We start from the raw sequence: 23280 nt of genomic DNA, 5'->3' as shown, positions 1-23280 counted from the left end.
GATCACTTGCTCCTGAAGACTTCGACGCCGACCGACTGGCAATCCGGGTACACGTCAGGTTTGGCGGTCGACACGCGCGCCGCCTGCACTTTGGGATGGGCCAGCACCTGCTCCAGGATGTCGTCGCACAGCGTTTCCTGCAGGTGGATGTGGCCCTTGGACAGGCGCGTGGCGACGGTGCGGCGGATGAAGTCGTAGTCGACCACCTCGTCGAGCTCGTCGTCCTTGGGTGTGGAGACATCCAGCGGCACGTAGAGGTCGACGTTGATGATCACGCGCTGCTCGGCGCGCTTCTCGAACTCGTGCACGCCGATGTTGATCCAGACCTCGTAGTCGCGCAGGAAGAGGCGCCGGCAGGTGATGAGCAGCGGGTCGATGGGTGTATGGCTCATGGCTTGGAGGCCTTCAGAAGCTCGTCGACGACGAACATGATGTCGCGCGGCAGCGGTACCAGGTGCTGGCCGTTGTCCACGCTGAGGGTGGTGCCGGTCACGCTGGGCGTGCCGGCCAGGAAGACACAGGCGCGCGCCACGTCGGCCGGGTCGATCGGCCGGCGCATCAGGTTGGCGTTGGCGGCCTGGCGGAAGTTGGCCTCGTCCTGCGGGCCGCTGGCGTAGAGGATGCCCGGCGCCACGCCGCACACCCGCAGCGCGGGCGCCAGCGACTGCGCCTGCAGCGCCACTGCGCGCTCCAGCGCCAGCTTGGAGACGGTGTAGGAGAAGTAGTCCGGGTTCAGGTTGTAGACCTTCTGGTCGAGCACGTGGATCGCGCTGCGGTCGATGCCCACGCCGGCCGCGGCCTGCTGGGCGAGCAGGCGCGCGAAGTCCAGCGGTGCCATCAGGTTCACGCCGAGCTGGCGCAGCGCCGCGTCCTCTTCGAAGTCCAGGCCGGTGTCGGGCTCGAAGGCCGAGGCGTTGTTGACGACGCAGGCCAGCGGCCCGTCGGCGCCGATGCGGTCGAGCAGCGCGCGCCGGCCTGCGCCGCTGCCGATGTCGCCCGCCACGGCCGTCGCCCGCAGGCCCTCGGCGCGCAGCCGCCCGCACAGCGCCTCGGCTTCCTCGCGCGACGCGCGGTACTGGCACCACACGGTCCAGCCCGCGCGCGCGAAGGCCTCGCAGACGGCGGCACCGAGCCGCCGGCCGCCGCCGGTCACGAGCACGCCGGGGCGTGAGGTGGATTCGCGCATGCTGATGGATTTCCTGTGTTATGACCGGGGAATGACCGAGGACCACGGCGCCGTGCGCGCGGACCCCCTGACCCGGATTATCGACGCCGCCCTGCAGCGCGCCGGTGGCTGGCTGCCCTTCGACCGCTTCATGGCCCTGGCCTTGTACGCGCCCGGGCTGGGCTACTACGCCAACGCGAGCCGCAAGTTCGGGCGCATGCCCGAGTCCGGCAGCGACTTCGTCACCGCGCCCGAGCTCACGCCGCTGTTCGGCCGGGCCCTGGCGCGGCAGGTGGCCGAGGCGCTCGAGCACACCGGCACCGACGAGCTCTGGGAATTCGGCGCCGGCTCGGGCGCCCTGGCCGCCCAGTTGCTCGAGGCCCTGGGCGACAGGGTGGCGCGCTACCGCATCGTGGACCTGTCGGGCACGCTTCGCGAGCGCCAGCAGCACGCGCTCGCAGCCCATGCCGGCAAGGTCGAGTGGCTGTCGGAGCTGCCGGAGCGCATGCGTGGCGTGATCGTCGGCAACGAGGTGCTCGACGCGATGCCGGTGCAGTTGGTGACGCGCAGCGGCGGGCAGTGGTTCGAGCGCGGCGTGGTGCGGCTGGCGGGCGGAGCGCTCGGCTGGGAAGACCGTCCCACCGGGCTGCGGCCCCCGGTGGAGATCGAGGGCGGGCACGACTACCTGACCGAGATCCACCCCCAGGCCCGCGCCTTCATCGCCACCCTGGCCGAGCGCCTGGAGCAGGGCGCCGCCTTCTTCATCGACTATGGCTTCCCCGAGGCCGAGTACTACCACCCGCAGCGCCACATGGGCACCGTGATGTGCCACCGCGGCCACCTGGCCGATGCGGATCCGCTGGCCGACGTGGGCCAGAAGGACATCACGGCCCACGTCGACTTCACCGGCATCGCGCTGGCCGGGCAGGATGCGGGCCTTGCCGTGCTGGGCTACACCAGCCAGGCGAGGTTCCTGCTCAATGCCGGCCTGCTGCCGATGCTGGAAGCGGCCTCGCTGCCCGAGCGCACGCTGGCGGCGCGCCTGATCCATGAGCACGAGATGGGCGAGCTGTTCAAGGTGATCGGCTTCGCGGCCGGCGAGGGCTGGGATGCGCTGGGCTTCGCCGAGGGCGACCGCAGCCATACCCTGTGAAGCGCGCGATGCCTCTTCAGTTTTGTTCGCTTTGAGCTGACAACGAACGATTCGTTGGCAAGGGCCGGCCCGGCTTCTAAAGTGGAGGGTTCCCCGACGAACCGTTCGAATGACTGCCCTTTCCGACTCCGCGCCGTCCCAGGATTTCGAGATCCGCCGCTTCGATGCGCCAGTCGGCGCCGAAGTGATCGGCCTGGACATCGCCCGGCCCATCAACGCGTCCGACTTCGCGCGCATCCACCGCGCGTACCTGGACCACCACGTGCTGGTCTTCCGCGACCAGTGCATCACGCCCGACGAGCACATCGCCTTCAGCCGCCGCTTCGGTCCGCTCGAGATCCACGTGCTGCACCAGTTCCACCTGGCGGGCCATCCCGAGATCCTGATCGTCTCCAACATCAAGAAGCCCGACGGCGAGCCGCTGGGGCTGGGCGATGCCGGCGCCTACTGGCATTCCGACATCTCCTACAAGCCGAAGCCCAGCCTGGGTTCGCTCCTGCATGCGCAGGAGCTGCCGGGCGAGGGCGGCGACACGCTGTTCGCCGACCAGCACCTGGCCTGGGAGGGCTTGTCGCCCGCGCTGCGGCAGCGCATCCTGCCGCTCCAGGCCGAGCACAGCTATCTTGCCAAGTACGAGGAACTGCGCGCGAAGAACCCGTGGCGCCCGAAGCTCTCCGAGGAGCAGATCGCCAAGGTCGCGCCGGCGGTGCAGCCGGTGGTGCGCACCCATCCCGAGACCGGCCGCAAGGCGCTCTTCGTCAGCGAGCATTTCACGACCCGCGTCGTCGGCCTGCCGCAGGACGAAAGCGACGCGCTGCTGGCCGAACTGTTCGCGCACAGCGTGAAGCCCGAGTACGTGTACCGCCACCACTGGGCGCCGCACGACCTGGTGTTCTGGGACAACCGTTCGCTGATGCACCTGGCTGCCGGCACGCCGGACCACCTGCGGCGCAAGCTCTATCGCACCACGATCGAGGGCGACGCGCCTTTCTGAAACCAGAACCCAAAACCAAGTCCATGAAGCAATCCCTTGCACGCAGCGCCATGGCGCTGCTGGCCGGTTCCAGGCCACCGCGCAGCGGATCCACCGGCTGCTGTTCGAGGAGGAGCAGGCCGCTGCATGAGCCGCACGGCAGTTGCGAAGGCGAAGGTCGCGGCGGAGCTGGTGTTCGGTGCCTCGTCGGCCCTAGCCCTTGTGCTTGGGCGGCTGCGGCTGCCGCATCGCGCGCAGCTCCTGCAGCATGAAGGCCCGCGCTTCCCGCGGCTTGCCGTCGCCGAGCTGCACGATGTAGGCCTTGCCCGTCACCTCCGAGCGGGTGGCGCAGCGCTCGATGAAGTCCTCCGCGGTCACGATCTGCTTGCGGAAATGCTTGTACTTGGCCTCCAGGTGCTTGGCCGCCTCGTCGGCATCGTGCGCCTCGTCGTTGCGCATGAACTTCATCGTGCGCATGCCGCGGACCCGCTGGATCAGCGCGGTGATCAGGCGGTGCTCTTCTTCGGACGGGGTGGCCCGGGCGGTCGAGAGGAGGGCGGGGCCCAGGGCCAGGGCGGCGAGTCGAAGGCAGTGGCGGCGGCGCATGAGATCCCTTGTTGGCGCTTGTTGGCATTGCACGGCCCATGCTCGCCCAGGCCGCGCCCGGTGTCAAACCGCGGGCTCGGGTCTAATGGGCGTCTTCCTTCCGGTCGTTCGCCATGAGTTCCATCGCCTCCTCCCCCCAAGACCTGCTGCGCATCGCCCACGCCCTGGCCGATGCCGCGGCCGCCCATTCGCTGCGCCTGTTCCGCACCCCGCTGGAGGTGATCGCCAAGGCCGACGAGAGCCCGGTCACCCAGGCCGACCGCGCGGCCGAGGCCGCGATGCGCGAGATCCTGTCCGCTGAGCGGCCGGCCGACGGCATCTACGGCGAGGAGCACGGCGCGGTCCGCGTGGAGGCCGAGGCGGTCTGGGTGCTGGACCCGATCGACGGCACGCGCAGCTTCATCACCGGCTCGCCCCTGTGGGGCACGCTGATCGGCCTGTTGCGCGGCGGGCGCGTGGAACTGGGCGTGGTCGACATGCCGGTGCTCGGCGAGCGCTGGATCGGCCAGGCCGGCCTGGGCGCCCAGCGCAACGGGCGGCCGGTGCGCGTGAGCAACTGCGGCTCGGTCGACGCGGCCCGCATCTTCACCACCTCGCCCGACATCTTCGGCCCGGCGGACTGGGCCGCCTTCGACCGGCTCAGCCGGCGCTGCGCGATGCGCCGCTTCGGCGGCGATTGCTACAGCTACGCCCAACTGGCAGGCGGCACCATCGACCTGGTCGTGGAGACCGGCCTGCAGCCCTACGACTACCTGGGCCCGGCGGGCCTGATCGAGGCCGCGGGCGGCGTGATCACCGATTGGGCGGGCCGGCCGCTGGGCCTGGCCTCCGACGGGCGCGTGGTCGCGGCCGCCACGCCGGCGCTGCATCGCGAGGCGCTGGAAATCCTGAACGCCTGAGACCATCGAGCTCCCTCGGAGGGCTCCGTGCCGACGTCGCTTCGAGCCGGCCGCCGACAGGCGGCGACGGCCGTTGCGGCCATCGTGTCGAGTTCAACTTTCAGTTCCTGCGATGAAAAAATTCCTGTTGACCTGTGTCGCCGCCTTCGTCCTGGCCGGCACCGCTTCCGCCCAGGTGGGCAAGGCTGCTTCCGAAGCGACGGATGCCGCCGAGCACAAGATCGACCAGAAGCGCGCTGACAGCGAGGCCAAGAAGAGCGGGCCGGTCGGCAAGGCCGTGAACAATGTCAAGTCGGGCTACCACAAGAACCGGTCGAAGAACTCGGCCGAGAAGGCAAAGAATTCGTTGAAGCGGGCAGCGAGCTAGGACTCGGCGGATCTCGCACGCGAGGGAGCGAGAGGCATGTCGGTCCAGAAGAGAAACAATGTCAAGGTGCAGGGCAGCGGGCCCGCCACCATGGTCTTTTCGCATGGCTTCGGCTGCGATCAGAACATGTGGCGATTCCTGGCGCCGCAATGTTCGTCACGCTTTCGGACAGTGACCTTCGACCTGGTCGGCGCGGGGCAGTCGGAGATCGCAGCCTACGACCCCATCAAGTACGACCATTTGTCCGGCTACGCGGACGACCTGCTGGAGGTCATCGACGAATTTTCCATGGGCCCCGTTGTCTTCGTCGGGCACTCGGTGAGCGCCATGATCGGTCTGCTGGCCGGCATCCGCGCCCCCGCGCTTTTTGCCGGCCACGTGATGATGGGACCATCGCCGTGCTACATCAACGATGGAGACTACGTCGGCGGCTTCACCCGGGAAGATATCGACTCGCTCCTCGATACGCTCGAATCCAACTACCTGGGATGGGCCAGCAGCATGGCGCCAGCCATCATGGGCGCTTCCGGGCAGCCGGAACTGGCCGTCGAGCTCACGAACAGCTTCTGCCGCACGGACCCCGACGTCGCCAAGCAGTTCGCCCGCGTCACCTTCCTGTCGGACAACAGGGCCGACCTGCCGAAGCTCACCGCGCCCACCCTCATCGTCCAGTCCAGCGACGACCTCATCGCACCGGTCGCTGTCGGCGAGTACATGCACAGCCATCTTCCAAACGCCATGCTTCGCATCGTGGAGAACGTTGGCCACTGCCCGCACCTCAGTGCGCCGTGCGCAAGCGCCGACGCCATGGATGAATTCCTCGCGACCCTATCATTCCGATGAATGGCCGAGCACATTCCCGAACTGCCGGACGCCGAGCAGCTTTTCGATGAGTTTCCGACGGGCCTGCTCGTCACCACGGTCACCGGCACGATTCTGAAGGTCAACCGGACCTTCTGCGCCTGGCTCGGGATGGAACGCGCAGAGCTCGTCGGCAGGAAGCGGCTCCAGGACCTCTTCACGATGGGCGGCCGGATCTTCCATCAGACCCATTGGCTCCCGACGCTGGCCATGCAGGGCTCCCTGTCGGAGGTGAAGCTCGACGTGTGCCACAAGGACGGCCACACCATGCCGATGATGCTCAACGCCATTCGGCGCACGAAGGCGCACGCCTGCTACGACGAGATCTCGATGGTGGTGGCCGAGGAGCGCAACAAGTACGAACGGGAACTGCTCGCGGCTCGCAAGCGCGCCGACGAACTGGTGGTGAAGGAGCGCGCAGTGCAGGCCGCGCTGAAGGTGACGCAGGCTCGGCTGAGGCAGGCCCTGAGGCTCGGCAATCTCTTTCTGTGGGACGTGGATGCCGCGACCGGGACGCGCCGGTACGAAGACGACGTGGCGCGTCTGCTCGGATACGGGGCGCCGCAACCCGTGAGCGGCGCGCTCTACGCCGAGGCCATTGCGCCCGACGACCGGGAAGGCGAGCGACAAGCCATGGAAAGCGCGCGGGCCCGGACCGAGGAGGGCTACAACTGCACATACCGGCTGCGAGGCGCCGACGGTGTCGAGCGGACAGTGGCTTCCATCGGGCAAGGGTTCTTCAACGACGACGGCACCTTGGCCTATTTCGTCGGCGTACTGAGCGACATCACGGAATCGACGCGCGAGCGAGCGCAGGCCCGTGACAGGGCGCTTTTCGCGGAGCAGATGGTCGGCATCGTCAGTCATGACCTGAGAAATCCACTGTCCGCGATCCTCATGGGCGCCCGCCTGCTTGGCCACGGAGAAACGGCGGAGAACAAGCTTCGGGTGCTGGGCCACGTCAACAGTTCGGCTCAGCGTGCGCAGCGCCTCATCGAGGAGCTGCTCGACTTCACGCTTGCACGCCTGGGGCGTGGATTGGCCGTGACGCGCGTGCGCCTGGATCCGCATGCCCTGGTCGCAAGGATCGTGGACGAACTCGCGCTGTCGTTTCCCGACCGGCAGATCGTTCACCGTACACACGGCGCAGGCGAATGCATGGCGGACGCGGACCGCGTGGCCCAGTTGCTCGGGAACCTGATGGGCAACGCCATGGCGTACGGCAAGCCCGAGAGCGCCGTGACCCTGACGTCGGTGCTTCGAGAGGATACGGTCGTTCTCTCGGTGCACAACTGGGGCGAACCGATCGCACCGGAGGTGCAGGCCTCGCTCTTCGAGCCGATGGTGCGAGGGGATCCCGGCGGGAGCAGCGCGCGCAGCGTGGGGCTGGGCCTCTTCATCGTGCGCGCCATCGCACGTGCACATGGCGGCGACGTGCGTGTGAGCTCGTCGCGAGCCGATGGAACGATCTTTTCCTTTACCTTCCCGAGGGATTGACCTGGTGGGCGCGAAAGGCGGGATGCCCATGCCGGCGAGCGCGGTGAAACACTGCAATAGACTCCCTGCATGATTCGCTGGCTGATCGTCGTCGTCCTCGCGCTCCTGCTCATGAGCGGGCTGACGCAGTGGCTGCGGCGCTTCGGCTTCGGGCGCCTGCCCGGCGACTTCGAGTTCCGCGCCTTCGGGCGCGAGTGGCAACTGCCGATCGGCAGCACCGTCGTGCTCAGCCTGATCGCCGCCCTGATTGCAAGGTGGATCTGAACCCATGAGAGCTTGTGTCGACATCGGCGGCACCAAGGTGGCGGTGAGCCTGTCGGCCGACAGCACCTCGCCCCTGATCGGCCGCAGGAGCGAACCGACCGCCAAGACCGGCGACAACGACGCAGTGGCGCAGCAGATCCTGCGGCTCATCTACCAGATCTGCGCCGAGCAGGGCATCGATGCAGCCTCGGTCGACCGCGTGGGCGTGTCCTCGGCCGGCCCCTTCGTGCTGCGCGACGGCCTGTTCGAGCTGGCCACGCCCAACATCTGCGGCGGCATCGCCGGCCCCGCGCGCGGCCTGCCCAACAACTGGATGACCGCCGTGCTGGAGGCGCCGCTGAAGCAGCGCTTCAGCCATGTGCGGGTGGAGAACGACGCGGTGGCCGCGCTGGAGGCCGAGCGCCGCTGGGGCGCGCTGCAGGGCACCGACCACTGCGCCTACGTCACCTGGAGCACGGGCGTGGGCGTGGGCCTGTGCGTGGACGGCCGCGTGCTGCATGGCAAGAACGGCAATGCGGGCCATGCCGGCCACAGCTTCGTGTCGGACGACGACGGCAACGCGCTGTGCGGCTGCGGCAACCGGGGCGACGTCGAGGCACTGGTCGCCGGCAACTCGATCGCGCGCCGCTTCGGCCAGCCGGCGCCCGACCTGTTCGCCGCCGCGGCGGCCGGCGAGCCGCAGGCGCTGGCCACCACCGAGGCGCTGTGCCGGGTGATGGGCCGCATGCTCTACAACCTGATCGCCACGCTGGACCTGGAGCGCATCAGCCTGGGCGGCAGCGTGTTCTGGCACAACCGCGATTTCCTGCTGCCCCGGCTGGCCGCCGAGATCGACGGCAAGCTGGCGGCACTCACGCGTGATGCGGTGCTGGTACCGGCGGGGCTGGGCGAGCGGGTAGGGGACTACGCGGCCCTGGCCCTGCTGGACTGATCGCTTCCGCCACGATCTCGCCCAGCCTGCGCAGCGCGGCGTCGATCGCCTCGCCGTAGGGCCAGCCGCAGTTGATGCGCATGTAGTGGTCGAAGCGAGAGGAGTTGGAGAACAGCGTGCCCGGCGCCACCACGATCTGCTCCTCCAGTGCCGCCTCGAAGACCCGCGCCGAGGACAGGCGTTCCGGCAGCTCGACCCATAGCTGCAGTCCTCCGGGCGGCAGGTTGATCCGCGTGCCGGCCGGAAAGCAGCCGGCGATGGCGTCGGCGGTCCGCTCGCGCTGCGCTTTCAGGCACTGGCGCAGGTGTCGCAGGTGGCGGTCGTAGGCACCGGTCGCCATGAACTGGCCGGCCCCTGCCTGCGAGAGCTCCTCGTTGTTGCGCGTCTGCGCGAACTTCAGCATTTCCACGCGCGCCTGCCAGCGCCCCGCCGTGATCCAGCCCAGCCGCAGGCCGGGCGCAAGGATCTTGTGCAGCGAGGCGCAGTGGATCACGTTGCCGCTGGTGTCGAAGGACTTGAGCGCGCGCGGCGGCACCGGCGCGTCGACCAGCTCGCTGTAGGTGTCGTCCTCGATCAGCGGGATGGCGTGCTGCTCGCACAGCTGCGCCAGCCGCGCCTTGTGGCTGTCGGGCATCACGCTGCCCAGCGGGTTCTGCAGGTGCGGCACCACCAGCACCGCCTTGATGTTGTCGTAGGTGCGGATCGCGAGCTCCAGGGCCTCGATCGAGATGCCGGTCTGCGGGCTGGTCGGGATCTCCAGCGCCCGCATGCCCAGGCTCTCGAGCACCTGCAGCAGGCCGTAGAAGGTGGGTGACTCCACCGCCACCGTGTCGCCGGGCTGGGCCACCGCGCGCAGCGCGAGGTTCAACGCCTCGATGCAGCCGTTGGTGGCGAGGATGTCGTCCGGCGAGATCGTCATGCCCACCCGCAGGCTGCGCTGCGCGAGCACCTGGCGGAACGCGGGGTGGCCCTTCAGCGGCGCGGCGACCGCCAGCATCCCGGGGCGCTGGCGCAGAACGCGCGTCAGCGCATTGCGCAGCGCCTCGGTGGGATACAGCTCGGGGGCGCCGCGCGCGATGGAGAGGTCGAGCTTCTGCGGCACCCGCCGGCGGCGGGCCACGAAGTCCGACACCTTGGCATGGATGCCCACGAACTGGGCGGGATCGGGCGCCCGGTCGGCCGCGGGCTCGTCCATGGGCGCCATCGCCAGCCGCCTCGGGCGCCGCACGAAATAGCCCGAGCGCTCGCGCGCCTCGACCCAGCCTTCGCTCTCCATCGAGCGGCACAGCTGCAGCGCGGTCGAGAGGCTGATGCCGTGCTGCCGCATCAGGTGGCGCAGCGAGGGCAGCTTGTCGTCGGGCTTGAGCGAGCCGGCGCGGATCGCGTCGACGTAGTGCGCGGCCAGCTGGCGGTAGAGCGGCGGGGAGTCCATGCCTGGATGCTCCTGCAAAAAGGTGCCGGCGGCAACAGATGCAGTTCAGTGAAAAACAGCCGTAACAGATGCCTTCCGCGCCAGGCTGTTGTGGCTGCGATACCCCTTTGTTGTGCCTGTTTTTTGAGCACCACCTTCCCTACGATTCATTCACCCATCCACCACTTCCAAGGCCTGCCATGAACACCCGCGATCTCCCTTCCGTTACGCAACTCCTCCCCGGCCAATCGCTTCGCGTGGCCGTCGATGCCGACGCCTTGCTGTTGGTCCTGGAGGGCCGCGTCAGCGTCGTGTCCCCGCCGTCCTGGTTCGGCGAGACCGTGTTCAGCGTGAAGAACGAGTTCCAGGAGGGCGAGGTCTTCGAGGCCGGCCGGGGTGGCTGGATCGAGGTCAGCGCCCGGACCGCGGCGCGGGTGCAGGGCATCCCGCGGGCGATGCACGAGGTCCGGCCGCGCGGATCCCGCGTCGCGCGGCTGGTCCAACTGCTCCTGCCGTCCTAACGCACACTCTCGGCTGCCCGCAACGCGTCGAGGAAGCTGCGCCGCCACCAGTGCACGTCCTGGTCGCGGATGCGCGACAGCAGCTTCTGGTGGCGCTCGCGCCGCTCCTCCAGCGGCATCTGCAGCGCCTGCTGCACGGTCTCCGCGGTGCCGTGCGTGTCGTAGGGATTGACCAGCAGCGCTTCCTTCAGCTGCTCGGCGGCGCCGGCGAAGCGCGACAGCACGAGCACGCCCGGATCGGCCGGGTCCTGCGCCGCGATGTATTCCTTGGCCACCAGGTTCATGCCGTCGCGCAGCGGCGTCACCAGCCCGACCGCCGCGGCCCGGCACAGGCCCGGCACGCGCTTGCGCGCGACCATGCGGTGGATGTAGCGCACCGGCATCCAGTCGAGCTCGCCGTAGTCGCCGTTGATGGCGCCGCACAGCGACTCGAGCTCACGCCGGATGTCGGCATAGGCGTCCACCGTCTCGCGGGTGGGCGAGGCGATCTGGATCAGCGTCGCGCTGCGGCGGTTTTCGGGGTAGTTGGCCAGCAGCTCGCGGAAGGAGCGCACCCGGTTCGGGATGCCCTTGGAGTAGTCGAGCCGGTCGATGCCCAGCAGCAGCCGACGGCTCGAGTACTCGCGCCGCATGGTCTCGAACATCTCGCGCGAGTCCTTGGCATGGGTGAGCGCGGCGAACTCGTCGACGTCGATGCCGATCGGGAAGGCGTCGCAGCGCACCGTCTGGCCATAGGCGCGGTACAGGTTCTGCCCCTTGGCCTCGCCGTTGGCCTCGTTGCGCACGTACTGCTCGAAATGCTGCACGTCCTGCTGGGCCTGGAAGCCGATCAGGTCGTAGGCGAACAGCGAGCGCATCAGCCACTCGTGCTGCGGGATGGCCGCCATGATGATGTGCGGCGGCAGTGGGATGTGCAGGAAGAATCCGATGCGCTGCCGGCAGCCCATGCCGCGCAGCTCGGCGGCCAGCGGAATCAGGTGGTAGTCGTGCACCCAGATGATGTCGTCCGGCTTCAGGAGCGGCAGCAGCTTGCGCGCGAAGAGCTGGTTCACCCGGCGGTAGCCGCCGATGAAGCCGGCGTCGAAATTCGCCAGGTCGAGCCGGTCGTGGAACACCGGCCACAGCACGTCGTTGCTGTAGCCCAGGTAGTAGCTGTCGTGGTCCTCGCGGCTGAGGTCGATGGTGGCCAGCGTGGTTTTGCCGGCCTGCTGGATGCGCAGCTCGCCTTCGCCGGTGGGGCCGTCCTCGACGATGTTGCCGCTCCAGCCGAACCAGAGGCCGCCGGTCTGCTGCAGGCTTTCGCCGAGGGCGACGGCCAGGCCGCCGGCGGCGGGTTTGCGGGGATCGGCGATGCGGTTGGAGATGACGACGAGACGACTCATGAGCTCCTTGATGGTCCGGCCGCGCTCAGATGCACGAGTCCCACGGCGCCGACAGGCGCACGGCCGCGTTGATGATGCCGACCATGGAGTAGGTCTGCGGGAAGTTGCCCCACATCTCGCCCGTGACCGGATGGGTGTCCTCCGACAGCAGGCCCAGCGGATTGCGCGCCGCCAGCATGGTCTCGAAGATCTGGCGTGCCTCGGCCTTGCGGCCGATCTTGGCCAGGGCGTCGATGCGCCAGAAGGTGCAGATGTTGAAGGCGGTCTCGGGCTTGCCGAAGTCGTCGGCCGCCTCGTAGCGGCGCATGTAGGGGCCGTCGCACAGCGACTTCTCCATCGCCTCGACGGTGGAGATGAAGCGCGGGTCGCGCGCTTCGATCAGCCCGACCTCCACCATCAGCAGGACGCTGGCGTCCAGCTCGTGGCCGCCGAAGCTCTCGGCGAAGGCCTGGCGCTCCTCGCACCAGGACTTGGTGAGGATCTCCTCGCGCATGCGCGAGGAATGGCCGTGCCAGTAGGCCGCGCGCTCCGGCAGCCCGAGCGCGCGCGCCACCTTCGCGATCCGGTCGCATGCGGCCCAGCTCATCAGGGCCGAACTGGTGTGCACGCGGGCGCGCGTGCGCAGCTCCCACATGCCGGCGTCGGGCGTGCCGTAGACGCGGATCGCCTGCTCGCCCACCGCCTCCAGGTGCGGAAACTCGGCCACGCCGCCGCGGCTGAGCAGGCGGTGGTCGTGAAAGGCCTGCGAGGCGCCCAGCACGATGTTGCCGTAGACGTCGTGCTGGAAATGCTCCTGCGCCTGGTTGCCCACCCGCACCGGGCCCATGCCGCGGTAGCCGCCCAGCCCTTCCACGAAGGACTCGGGCAGCTCGCGCTCCAGGCCGATGCCGTACAGCGGCTGGATGTGCTCGCCGTGCGAGCCGATCACCACGTTGCCGAGCCAGCGCAGGTAATCCTCCATGGTGCCGACCTCGGACAGGCTGTTGAGCGCGCGCACCACGAAGAAGGCATCGCGCAGCCAGCAGTAGCGGTAGTCCCAGTTGCGCTGGCTGCCTGGCGCCTCGGGGATGCTGGTGGTCATGGCGGCGACGATCGCGCCAGTGTCCTCGTAGAGCGAGAGCTTCAGCGTGATCGCGGCGCGGATCACCGCGTCCTGCCATTCGAAGGGAATGGCCAGGCGCTTGCTCCAGGTGCGCCAGTAGGCGATGGTCTCCTGCTCGAAGTGACGCGCGGTGTCGGCGATGCCGTCCATCAGCGTCTCGTCGGCGCCGAGCACGAAGTTGTGCTCGCGCGAGAGGACGAAGGGCTGCCTCGACAGCACGTGCGAGACCGGCGCGTCGGTGTTCAGCCGCAGGGCGAAGTCCGGCCCCACATAGCGGATGTGGTTGCTGCCGCGCGTGATCTGCGGCGGCGCGCTGCCCCATTGGAAGCGCGGCGCGAGCGAGATGCGCACGCGCGGCGTGCCCTGGATCGGCTTCACCCGCCGCACGATGGTGAGTGGGCGGAAGTAGCGCGAGCGGCTGTAGAAGCGCGGCGCGAAGTCGGTGATCTCCACCCCCTGGCCGGCGCTGTCGAAGAGCTGGGTGCGCAGCACGGCCGTGTTGGGCTCGTACCACTGCTTGCTGGAGGCGAAGTCCTCGATATCGATGGCCCAGGCGCTGGCGTCCTCGCCCGGGTGCAGCAGGGCATTGAACACCGGATCGCCGTCGAAGCGCGGCAGGCAGCACCAGACCACGCGGGCGCGCGAGTCGATCAGGGCGCTGTAGGCACAGTTGCCGATCACGCCCACGTCGAGGGAGGCCTCGGCCGGCGGCGCGAAGCCGCGCCGCGCGGCGGGCTGCGTCACAGCGTCGGGATCGGCAGCCGGCTTGTCGCTCGCGCCGGCCGCGGCGGCGATCGATTCGCCGGCGCGGCTTTCCTGCTGCTGTTCTTCCTCCTGCGGCCTGACCTCTTGGGGGTTCTTCGTCATGCGGGTTTTCCTCCGGGCGTGGATGGCGAATCGGCCAGCACTTTGCGTGCCTCTACCAGCCATTCGAACACGGCGCGCGGGGAATCGAGCCGGTGCAGCGCCAAGCTGGGTCCGGAACCGACCTTGATCGCCACGCCGCCGCGCGGCTGCACCACCGCGAAGCCGCTCTCGTCGGTCGTGTCGTCGCCGGCGAAAACCGGCGTGCGGCCGACGAAGGGCGCCTCCCGCAGGAAGGCGTCGATCGCGATCCCCTTGTTGATGCCGGCCGGCTTGACCTCGAACACGAACTTGCCATGCATCAGCTCCAACTGCGGCTGGTCGGCGATGGTGCGCATCAGCGCGTCGCGGCACACCGCCTCGAGCTGGGGCGCGAGCCGGTAGTGCAGGGCGATCGCCGCGTGCTTGCGCTCTACCAGCAGGCCTTCATAGACGCGGGCCAACTCGTTGGCCGTGTCCAGCACCTCCTGCAGGTCGGGCGGGCGCTGCTCCTGTATCCGGCCTTCGGCGTCGCGCCGCTGCACGCCATGCTCCCCGGCGGCCGGAAGGCGCAGCGGGGCGAGGAAGCGGTCCAGCACGTCGATCTGCCGGCCGGACACCACCGCCAGCGCGCCGCCCAGCAGGTCGCGCAGGTCGCTGAGCAAAGGCACCAGTGCACTGGGCACCTCGATCGCCTCTGGCGTGTCGGCGATCCCCACCAGGGTGCCGTCGAAGTCGAGGAAGAGCGCAGCGTCGCGCGTGAGGCTGGGGGGCGTCTGCATGGGGAAAACCATAGCAGAGTCGGCTTCGGCGCCGCGTCGGCCGATGCCGTCAATCGGTTTTTGTCTCTAGGTGAACGCGGGTGCCGGCATGTGTTCACGCCGGCCCAGGGGGCGCTGGTCTAAGCGCCGTCAAGTGTCCGGGCGTCCAGGCGTTCCAGGTAGTCCGCGTAGAAGAGCACGTGCTTGAGATTGAAGCCTTCGGGCTCTTTCACCACGGTGTAGGCATACCACTCGGTTCCCTCGATCCGGGTCGCAGGGTGAAGGTAGCTGCGCCAGTCCTGGTAGATCGGCGAGTAGATTCCCTGGGTTTTCCAGAAATACGGAACCACCTCGCCGCTGCGCAGGATCTTGAGCAGTTCTGGGGGCGCCAATTGATCGTAGGCAATTTCGTGCGTCGCCTGAAATTGATCTTCGCTCTGAACGATCAGGAGATAGGATGCACCGGTGGCGTCGACCATCAGCATGCCGTCCGGCGCGCATGCCAAATAATATTCGACGATATTGAATCGCTTGATCAATTCCTTGAAGCATGCTGCGAAATTCTGGTCTTTAAGAAATCTGTGCGATCCTACCGACAATGAATCGGACAGCATTCTTTGCATCTGCTCGAAATAGCGAGGCTGTATTTCCTGGATTGCACGATTGAGGGTTTCGATCGCATCCGGTTCCTGCTTGCGGATGAAACGGTCGATGAGTCCTTCATTGAAGGCCTCAACGGCGATTCGCTCGTTGGCCTTGCCGGTAAGCAGGATTTTTCTTATCAATGGATTTTGAATCTGGCGACAAAATTCCACGCCGTTCATTCGGGGCATATCGTAGTCGACCACCACCACCGATATCTGGTCAAAGCGCCGTTCGTTGTGCAGCTTGCGGTGAATCATGCCCAGGCTGATATCGATGACCTGACGCCCATGATCGGCTTCATCCCGTCCTTGGTAGAGCGAGAAAAGCTTGTTGACCAGAGGGATCGCTTCCAGTTTGCTGCTGTTCAGCATGGTCAAGGCTTCGGTTGCGGATTGAAATAACCGAAAAGCCAGCGATGGATCAAGTTGCAGGCTCAGGTTGACGAGAAAATCATTGCTGTCATCAACAAATGCCACTGTTGTTGGAAAAAAGAAAGGCTGAATTTTGGATCTGTTCATAATTCGATCACTGGAAACTTCAAACTGAATTCGCAGAATTCACCGTATACCGAAGAGCAGTCGATGGTGCCGCCAAATGCTCGAACAACATCGCTGCAAAAGGCCAACCCGATTCCTGAGCCGACAATATTGTCGCCGGCTGTGGACGACGAGTAAAAGCGCTTGAAAATATGCGGCAACACCTCGTTAGAAATGCCGGCCGCAGTATCTCGAAAAACGAGCAGATTGCCTTGTGGAGATCTTTCGGTGTGAATGTAAATTTGCCCTTTGTCGACCTTTGCAATGTGGTGCAAGGAGTTTTTCAGAAGGTTGAATACGACATGGACCATCAGTAATTCCACGCCATTGAAGGTGAAATCGGCGCCGGTGACGAATGACACCTTGGATTTTTCGTCCGCTGAAAAAGGATAGCGCTCGAGCGCGATGTGGATACAGTTCATCATGGAGCAGGGCGACAGGTCCTGGTGACCGGGCCTGGACAAGCGAACATTCGTGATCAGCATATTGATGATCGCGTTTGAATAGTTGGCCTCCGCCTCGATGCGCTCGAGCACACCCTTGATGGCTTCCAGATGTGGTTTTCTTATCGCGGCGACTGGCAACGCGTTTTCACGAGCCAATTGGTAGGCAGTCAACAAGGTCGGCAAATAGTTTCGCAGGCCGGCGGCACCGCTCCGGATTCCCAACAGCGGAGTGCGCAATTCATGGGCGATGCTGCCGGCTGTCGCGAGCATGGCGCGCTCCTGCTCGAGGCGTACAAGTTCAGCGACATAGTTCGCGAGCGTTCCGATGACAATGGCGAAGAAAAAAATCGGCAAATGAACCAAAGTCACGGCTTCGAGGCGGGGTGCTGCCGTCGTGAGTGAGTAAGCCAGCCAGGCCAGCCCCACGCCGACGACGCAATGGACTATCAAAGTGACCCAGTCAAGCAACAGCACCATGACGAACACAGCGATCAGTGTCGATTCGAGCCACACCGCCGAGCTGTTGTTCTTGAAGAGCATCAAGGTGAAGAAAAACGGCAGCGCGTAGAGCAGGGCCAGATACCAGTACGCGGCCCAGATCTTTTTGAACCGAGACTGCCAGTGACGCTCGAAAACTATGGGTAAAAAAAGTGCACTGCCAATTAGCCGCAATGGAAGATTCTCATAGGATTGCGGGAAAAGATCATTCCAGATGAAATAGTAAAGCGGAAACCCGACGATTGCCACCACTGCAAACGCCGTGCGACGGCGCTCGAAGTATTCCGCATTGCGGCGCGCCCGATCAGACAATTGCCACAGCGCGTGACGGATTTGGTTTGTTATATTCATCTGCGGCTTTAATTGGAAGATGATCGAAGCGCTGACGCTTGCGCCGCGAAGAGGGCCAATCGTCAAGACGAACCTCCTTGCGAATTTCCCGGCAAGCACGAATAATTCGCGCCAGATCCATCCCGGTCAGCGCGGAGTTGATCGAAAATCGCATCAAAGACCGGTTTTTCGGCGTTGCAGGAGCGCAGAAGACAGAACCAAAAATTCCTCGCGCTTCCAAGGCATCGCGCAAGACGATGGTTTGTTGTTCCGTGCCCGCCTCCAGTGAAATGATCTGACTCTGGCTGTCGTTGAGGTTGTAGCCGAGCTCTTCCAGGTTATTTCTTAAAATCTCTGCATTGGCGTGCAATTGTTCCCTCCGCCAATCTTCGTGGCGAATCACCTCCAGCGTTGCATCCAGTCCGGCGACTTCATGAGGTAGCAGCGTGGAACTGAAGATGGCTGGATTGGATTCGAATTTGAAGTACTCGTTGAATTGCCGTGAGCAAGTAATGAATCCTGCTCGTCCGGCGAACGCCTTGGCCAAGCTGGCAGTGCGGAAGTGAACGCGATCGAGGAGCCCCAAGGCAACTACCAGGCCTTCGCCATGCGGACCGTGGGTGCCAAGCGAATGGGATTCATCCACGACCAAAACGCAGCCCTCTGCATGGCAAATTTCAGCGATTTCCGGCAGTGGACAAATACTGCCATTGGTGCTGTATACGGAATCCACCAACACGATGCCGGGCCCATAGCGCAGGACTTGCCGTTCCAGATGCTCCGGGTCATTGTGAAATACAGTAATAGGCTTGGCGCCCGCGCTGCGGATTCCTTCCCACAACGAATTGTGAGCCAGTATGTCCACGTAGACCGGCGTCTGCTCGTTGGCAATCGTCTGTATGAGCCCGGTGTTGGCACACCATCCCGATTGACACAGAATGCCTGACTCCGCATGCATGAATGAAGCAAGGCGATCTTCAAGCTGCAGCTGCGGACAGGCTCCGTGCAGAAAGATCCCTGACATCAGCGCACCGTTGCCGTTTTGGTGGACGCTGTCCGCCATGGCTGAAATGATCTTTGGATGCCTGGCAATCGACAAGTAGTCGTTGCTGGACAGGTGCAAGGCATCGGCTGGCGGTGTTCTGCCGCGCATGATATGCCCGCCGCCCCAGGTCTTCTTTACGCGCTCCCGGTAATAGCGCTCTATTCGGCTTGCAAGAAAGCCAGGTATCTTGGCACCATGAAAATGAACCGGCGACCACGCCGCGGTGATACTGGCCATCGTTGATTTCCCCCTGTTGATATAAGCGCCGACAATCACCCGGAGAATTCACGATTCCCCGGAAGCGCAACTCCGCTTTCAATGGGATGAAATTGGAAAAGCACTCTCTTTGCGAGGGCGCAAAAATACCCCAGGGATTCTGGTTAATGACGCGCCTGCGACACTTGCTCAGATTTGTGTGAGCCAGTGCTCCACCGCTTCCACCCGTGCCTGCTTGATGGCCTCCGCAATCCGGGGGCCGACGGCACCGGCCGCCTGCGCTTGCGCCGCGATAGGTGCCGTTTCGACCGATTGCGCAGCCGCCAGCGCCGCGAGCAGCCGCTGCCGTTGCGGGTAGGGCCACTCCTCCATGCCCAGCCGGCCGCGCGCATCGCATTCGCAAGCCAGCAGGGCCTGCCCGAATCGCTCCGGCTTGCGAAAGGCGTCGCAGCGCTCGAGCAGCCGCACCAGCGCCTGCGCGCTGAAGTCTTCGCTGCGGTGGATGTTGCCGTGCTCACGCGCCACCACCACCGCCAGCTCGCGCAGCCCGACCGGGACGCGCCAGCGCTCGCAGACGCCGCGCAGGAGGTCGACGCTGCGCTGCTCGTGGCCGATGTGGCGCGGCAGCACCTCGGCGGGGGTGGTGCCCTTGCCGAGGTCGTGCACCAGGCAGGCGAAGCGCACCGGCAGCGGCGCAGCGAGCCGGGCCGCCATGTCCAGCACCAGCATCAGGTGGGCGCCGGTGTCGACCTCGGGATGGTGGACTTCGGGCTGCGGCACGCCCCACAGGCGGTCGAGCTCGGGCAGCAGCACGGCCAGCGCGCCGCATTCGCGCAGCAACTCGAACATGCGCGAGGGCTTCGATTCCATCAGCCCGCGTGCAAGCTCCTGCCAGACGCGCTCGGGCACCAGCGCATCGGCCTCGCCGGCATCGACCATCTCGCGCATCAGGGCCAGGGTCTCCGGCGCGACCTCGAAATCTGCGAAGCGGGCGGCGAAGCGGGCGACGCGCAGGATGCGCACCGGGTCCTCGCGGAAAGCCTGCGTCACGTGGCGCAGGCACTTGCGTTCCAGGTCGCTTCGGCCCTGGTAGGGGTCGACGAGGTGATCGAGGTGCAGGCTGGCCCCTGCATGCTCGGCCGGCAGTGCGATCGCGTTGACCGTGAGGTCGCGCCGCGCGAGGTCCTGCTCCAGCGTGACCTCGGGCGAGGCATGGATCACGAAGCCGCGGTAGCCCGGCGCGCTCTTGCGCTCGGTGCGGGCCAGCGCGTATTCCTCGCGGGTCTGCGGATGGAGGAAGACGGGGAAGTCGCGACCCACTGGCAGGTAGCCCTGCGCGATCATCTCTTCGGGCGTGGTGCCGACCACCACCCAGTCGCGGTCGCTGCCGGGGCGGCCGAGCAGGGCATCACGGACGGCGCCGCCGACGAGGAAGGTTCTCATCGGCTGGAGTTTAGGAGCCCCGCCCGGTCAGCGCTCCGCGCGGTAGGGTTCGTCCATGACCACGAAGCGCTTCTCCAGCAGCGCCTCGTCGATCCAGGCCTTCACGCCGGGCAGTGCCTGGACGCGCTCGATGTACGTGGAAATCTCTCTTGGCACCGGCAGGCCGAAGGTCTTGATGCGTACGCCGACCGGCGAGAAGTACGCGTCCGCGATGCTGAACTCGCCGAACAGCATCGGCCCACCATGGGCCTGCAGCAGGCCGCTCCACATCTGGACGATGCGCGCCAGGTCGGCCCGAACCTGCGGCTGGTCGCGCAGGATGATGCGGCCCTGCTCGCGCAGGTCGGCCTCGATGTTCATGCCGCAGTGGCTGCGCAGCGCGCCGAAGCCGGCGTGCATCTCGGCGCAGACGCTGCGCGCATGGGCGCGCCGGGGCTTGTCGCGCGGCCAGAGTGTCTTGTCTGGGTGGCTCTCGGCCAGGTACTCGCAGATCGCCAGGGTGTCATAGATCACGGTCTCGCCGTCGACCAGCACGGGCACGCGGCCGGCCGGGTTGATGGCCTCGATGGTCTTCTTGAAGTGCGAGTCCGCGTCGAAGGAATCGAAGGGCACCATCACCTCCTCGAAACCGATGCCGGCCTGCTTCATGAGCACCCACGGGCGCATCGACCAGGACGAGTAGTTCTTGTTGCCGATATAGAGCTTGGGCATGGCGATCCTCCTTCGTTGGGCTGAAAAGCCTTCGATGCTAGCGGCCGGCCGCGGCGCGATTGATGCCGAAGGCGCGCGGTATTGATGCGTCAGCGCTTGTCGTCGCCGGGCGGGACGATCACCCGCCGCTTGTCGTCGCCCGCCGGCGGCCCGACCACCCGCTCGATCGCCTTGACGAAATGAGGCACCAGCGCGAGCACGGCCAGCGCCAGCAGGGTGCTGAGCACCGCGGTGAGCTCGCGCCCCAGGCCGCAGGCCATGCCGATGGCCGCCGTCATCCACAGGCCGGCGGCGGTAGTGAGGCCCTGCACGTGCTGCTCCTGCTCGTCTCGGCGGCCTTGCTTGAGGATGGTCCCCGCGCAGAGGAAGCCCACGCCGGCTACCAGGCCCTGGATCACCCGGCTCATGTCGGCCGGCTCGATGCCGGACTGCTGGGGAATCAGCACGAACATCGCGGAGCCGATTGCCACCAGCATGTGGGTGCGCACGCCGGCTGCCTTGCCCTGCTGCTCGCGCTCGAAGCCCAGCGCGAAGCCCAGCACCGCGGCAAGCACCAGGCGAACGACGATGCGGGTGAGCTGGGCGACGTCGCCCACGTCCGAGAACTCGGCCGCGACCGTGTCGGCGACCGCGTCCCACCATGCCATCAGGGCAGGTCCTTGTTCGGTTCCGGCTGAGCGGCGTCGCGCGGGCCGACGCTGCCGAGGCGGTCCTTGAGCGACTGGGGCCGGCCGGTGATCAGGGCGGCGTAGTTGGTGGTGTTGGCCAGCACCTTCTTGACGTAGTCGCGGGTCTCGTTGAAGGGCACGTTCTCGGCCCAGATCGCGGCTTCGATCACCGGGCCATTGCGCCAGCTGCGCGGCCGCCCGGGGCCGGCGTTGTAGGCGGCCGCGGCCAGGGCCATGGAGCCGTCGAAGTCGTCGAGCGCCAGCTTGAGGTAGTTGGTGCCGATGGTGATGTTGACGTCGCGGTCGTTGATCTGGTTGGGCGTGAAGCCGTTCATGCCGATCTTGCGCGCGGTCCAGCGGGCGGTGGCGGGCATCACCTGCATCAGGCCGGAGGCGCCGACGCCGGAGCGCGCGTCCATGATGAAGCGGCTTTCCTGGCGGATCAGGCCGTAGACGTAGGCCGGGTCGAGGCCGATCTCCTGGCTTTTCTGCAGCACCGTGTCGTGGAAGGGCATGGGGAAGCGCTGCTCCGCGTCGATCATGCCCTTGGTGCGCTCGCTGGTGTTGATGCAGCGGTCCCACACCTCGCGCTGGCAGGCGAAGTCGGCGGCGGCCAGCAGCTCGCGGTCGCCCATGCCGCCCTTGTCGTGCAGGTTGGTGGCGTAGTTCCACTCGCGCACGCCCTCGGAGCGCAGGCCGATCGCGATGGCGTAGAGGGCGCGGTTGAGCGCGGGGTTGCCCCGGGCCGCGGCCTTTTCCTCGGGTGTCAGAGGGGCGGGGCGCGTGGGCGCGCTGGCGCGCTGGCCCAGTTCCTCCAGCGCCAGCAGCTCGTAGAAGCCGCGGGTGCCGGCAATGGATTCGTAGAGCGCGCGGGCCTCGGCGCGGCGCTCGTCGCCGCCCTGGGCGTGCAGGGCGCGGGCCTTCCAGTAGACCCAGGTCGGGTCCTGCTGGGTCGACTCGCTCATGGCGTTGATGGCGGCGCGCACTTCCTTCCAGTTGCCGCTGCGCAAAGCGGCGCGCGTCTTCCAGCCCAGCATGTCGTCGGACAGGTCGGCGTTCTTGGTGACGTTGGCGAAGGCGCCGCCGGCCGCCGGCGAGAGCTTCACCGCGTACTGACGGCCGATCGCGCCCCAGACCCAGTTGCGCTCCTCGGGCGAGAGCATCACGCTCCACTTGCTCTCGAGCTGGGAGGCGGCCATGTCGGGGTCGGCGATGACCATCTTGATCAGTGCCAGCGTCACCAGCTCGCGCCGGGCCTTGCCGGGGGCGATGCCGCGGCCGGCGAGGAACTTCGCCGTGCTGGCATTGAGCTCGTCGAACAGCGGCACGGCATCCGGCGAGGCCAGCGTGACGGCGGCGCGCGCGGCCTGCGGACGGTTGGCCTCGATGGCCAGGCGCGCCTTCTTCCAGGCGTCGTTGGGCGACATCATGCGCGCCGAGATCATGCGATCGGCGGCCGTGAGGCAGCCGTCATCGAGTTCACGTTGGCCCAGCCAGTTGCGGCGCACTTCCTCGGCCTGGGCCGCGGTGGGGTTGCCCGATCGCAGCGCCTCGACCAGCACCGCGTAGCAGCGCACCTGGGCGTCGTCGTTCATGCGGAACTCGGGATGCAGCTGGGCGAACGCCTGCCAGTCGCGGCGCTGGCCGAGCAGGATCAGCCAGTCGTTGCGCAGGCGGTCCTCCTGGTAGGTGCCGGCGTAGCGGGAGAGGAAATCCTGCACCTCGGAGGGGCTGGCCTCGCCGAGCCGCGACTTGAGCTCCCAGTAGGCGGCCCAGGGCTCCAGCAGGTGGCCGCGCGCCTGCGGCAGCAGGGCCCCGAGACGCGCCTTGTCGCCGCGCTGGGCGGCCTGTTTCATCTGCAGCAGCACGTCGTCGTTCCCGTTCTGCGCGTGGGCCGGCTGCAGCAGGGTGGCAGCTGCGAGAGCGAGAGTGAGAAGGAGGGTGGGGAAAGGAGCGCGGAGGGAGGTGCGCACCGGTGACAAAATGCTTGCGAACTGCATCGGGGG

At 66.7% G+C, this 23280-nt stretch carries 23 protein-coding genes; 9 read left to right on the top strand and 14 right to left on the bottom strand.

Features of this window, described 5'->3' with window-relative positions; translation table 11 throughout:
* Positions 1-2 precede the first annotated feature (2 nt).
* Positions 3-392 (bottom strand): dihydroneopterin aldolase, encoded by a 390-nt coding sequence (locus tag A8M77_RS24705; RefSeq protein WP_086924158.1) that lies wholly within the window; start codon positions 390-392, stop codon positions 3-5.
* On the bottom strand, positions 389-1186 hold the full coding sequence (locus A8M77_RS24700; RefSeq protein WP_086924157.1) for an SDR family oxidoreductase: 798 nt from the start codon (positions 1184-1186) through the stop codon (positions 389-391). Before A8M77_RS24700 ends, A8M77_RS24705 begins: the two co-directional genes overlap by 4 nt.
* 31 nt (positions 1187-1217) lie before the next feature.
* Here A8M77_RS24700 and A8M77_RS24695 point away from each other — a divergent pair, with 31 nt between their 5' ends.
* Entirely contained in the window at positions 1218-2318 is a 1101-nt protein-coding gene (locus A8M77_RS24695; protein WP_086924156.1) for a class I SAM-dependent methyltransferase, read from the top strand.
* Positions 2319-2427: 109 nt separating this feature from the next.
* Positions 2428-3312, top strand: a complete 885-nt coding sequence (locus tag A8M77_RS24690) for a TauD/TfdA dioxygenase family protein (protein ID WP_086924155.1) — start codon at positions 2428-2430, stop codon at positions 3310-3312.
* Positions 3313-3504: 192 nt separating this feature from the next.
* Here A8M77_RS24690 and A8M77_RS24685 read toward each other — a convergent pair whose 3' ends face one another.
* Positions 3505-3897 (bottom strand): DUF5329 family protein, encoded by a 393-nt coding sequence (locus A8M77_RS24685; RefSeq protein WP_086924154.1) that lies wholly within the window; start codon positions 3895-3897, stop codon positions 3505-3507.
* Positions 3898-4019: 122 nt separating this feature from the next.
* Between A8M77_RS24685 and hisN the strand changes: the two genes are divergently transcribed.
* The 6 genes from hisN to A8M77_RS24655 all read left to right on the top strand — a co-directional run bounded on the left by hisN (position 4020) and on the right by A8M77_RS24655 (position 8716).
* Positions 4020-4796, top strand: coding sequence for a histidinol-phosphatase (gene hisN / locus A8M77_RS24680; protein WP_086924168.1), 777 nt, complete (start codon positions 4020-4022; stop codon positions 4794-4796).
* 112 nt (positions 4797-4908) lie between these two features.
* Positions 4909-5163 carry a hypothetical protein gene (locus A8M77_RS24675; protein ID WP_086924153.1) on the top strand — a complete coding sequence of 85 codons (255 nt, stop codon included), beginning with the start codon at positions 4909-4911 and terminating at the stop codon, positions 5161-5163.
* A 36-nt stretch (positions 5164-5199) separates the two neighbouring features.
* On the top strand, positions 5200-6006 hold the full coding sequence (locus A8M77_RS24670) for an alpha/beta fold hydrolase (RefSeq protein WP_086924152.1): 807 nt from the start codon (positions 5200-5202) through the stop codon (positions 6004-6006).
* On the top strand, positions 6007-7521 hold the full coding sequence (locus A8M77_RS24665; protein WP_086924151.1) for a sensor histidine kinase: 1515 nt from the start codon (positions 6007-6009) through the stop codon (positions 7519-7521). It begins immediately after the preceding gene.
* Between the two features lie 69 nt (positions 7522-7590).
* A complete protein-coding gene (locus A8M77_RS24660) occupies positions 7591-7785 on the top strand; it encodes a DUF2905 domain-containing protein (protein ID WP_086924150.1) in 195 nt (64 codons plus the stop codon).
* A 4-nt stretch (positions 7786-7789) separates the two neighbouring features.
* Complete coding sequence (locus A8M77_RS24655; protein ID WP_086924149.1) at positions 7790-8716, top strand: ROK family protein; 927 nt, start codon at positions 7790-7792, stop codon at positions 8714-8716.
* Here the strand turns inward: A8M77_RS24655 and A8M77_RS24650 are convergent.
* Positions 8637-10148: an aminotransferase-like domain-containing protein gene (locus A8M77_RS24650; RefSeq protein ID WP_086924148.1), complete on the bottom strand. Its 1512-nt coding sequence runs from the start codon at positions 10146-10148 to the stop codon at positions 8637-8639. The two genes, A8M77_RS24655 and A8M77_RS24650, sit on opposite strands and share 80 nt — an antisense overlap.
* A 179-nt stretch (positions 10149-10327) precedes the next feature.
* On the opposite strand from A8M77_RS24650, the gene A8M77_RS24645 reads away from it, so the two are divergent.
* A complete protein-coding gene (locus tag A8M77_RS24645; protein ID WP_086924147.1) occupies positions 10328-10648 on the top strand; it encodes a hypothetical protein in 321 nt (106 codons plus the stop codon).
* On the opposite strand, the gene otsA is transcribed toward A8M77_RS24645, so the two are convergent.
* From otsA to A8M77_RS24595, 10 genes are all read right to left on the bottom strand, one after another.
* Positions 10645-12030 carry an alpha,alpha-trehalose-phosphate synthase (UDP-forming) gene (gene otsA, locus A8M77_RS24640; protein ID WP_086924146.1) on the bottom strand — a complete coding sequence of 462 codons (1386 nt, stop codon included), beginning with the start codon at positions 12028-12030 and terminating at the stop codon, positions 10645-10647. The two genes, A8M77_RS24645 and otsA, sit on opposite strands and share 4 nt — an antisense overlap.
* 25 nt (positions 12031-12055) lie before the next feature.
* Positions 12056-13999: a glycoside hydrolase family 15 protein gene (locus A8M77_RS24635; RefSeq protein WP_086924145.1), complete on the bottom strand. Its 1944-nt coding sequence runs from the start codon at positions 13997-13999 to the stop codon at positions 12056-12058.
* Entirely contained in the window at positions 13996-14757 is a 762-nt protein-coding gene (gene otsB / locus A8M77_RS24630; protein ID WP_086924167.1) for a trehalose-phosphatase, read from the bottom strand. The genes A8M77_RS24635 and otsB overlap by 4 nt, the downstream gene beginning before the upstream one ends.
* Before the next feature lie 119 nt (positions 14758-14876).
* Positions 14877-15899: a response regulator gene (locus tag A8M77_RS24625; protein WP_086924144.1), complete on the bottom strand. Its 1023-nt coding sequence runs from the start codon at positions 15897-15899 to the stop codon at positions 14877-14879.
* Positions 15896-17278 carry a sensor histidine kinase gene (locus A8M77_RS24620; protein ID WP_238136958.1) on the bottom strand — a complete coding sequence of 461 codons (1383 nt, stop codon included), beginning with the start codon at positions 17276-17278 and terminating at the stop codon, positions 15896-15898. The genes A8M77_RS24625 and A8M77_RS24620 overlap by 4 nt, the downstream gene beginning before the upstream one ends.
* Positions 17166-18473, bottom strand: coding sequence for an alpha-hydroxyketone-type quorum-sensing autoinducer synthase (gene cqsA, locus A8M77_RS24615; RefSeq protein ID WP_086924142.1), 1308 nt, complete (start codon positions 18471-18473; stop codon positions 17166-17168). The genes A8M77_RS24620 and cqsA overlap by 113 nt, the downstream gene beginning before the upstream one ends.
* A 168-nt stretch (positions 18474-18641) precedes the next feature.
* Positions 18642-19895, bottom strand: coding sequence for a multifunctional CCA addition/repair protein (locus A8M77_RS24610; RefSeq protein ID WP_086924141.1), 1254 nt, complete (start codon positions 19893-19895; stop codon positions 18642-18644).
* Between the two features lie 27 nt (positions 19896-19922).
* Complete coding sequence (locus tag A8M77_RS24605) at positions 19923-20606, bottom strand: glutathione S-transferase family protein (RefSeq protein ID WP_086924140.1); 684 nt, start codon at positions 20604-20606, stop codon at positions 19923-19925.
* 89 nt (positions 20607-20695) lie between these two features.
* Complete coding sequence (locus A8M77_RS24600; protein WP_086924139.1) at positions 20696-21253, bottom strand: MgtC/SapB family protein; 558 nt, start codon at positions 21251-21253, stop codon at positions 20696-20698.
* Positions 21253-23274: a lytic transglycosylase domain-containing protein gene (locus A8M77_RS24595; protein WP_086924138.1), complete on the bottom strand. Its 2022-nt coding sequence runs from the start codon at positions 23272-23274 to the stop codon at positions 21253-21255. Before A8M77_RS24595 ends, A8M77_RS24600 begins: the two co-directional genes overlap by 1 nt.
* Positions 23275-23280 lie beyond the last annotated feature (6 nt).

Source organism: Variovorax sp. JS1663, assembly GCF_002157355.1.
Lineage (GTDB): Bacteria > Pseudomonadota > Gammaproteobacteria > Burkholderiales > Burkholderiaceae_C > Variovorax.
This window is presented reverse-complemented; position numbering and strand designations above follow the sequence as displayed.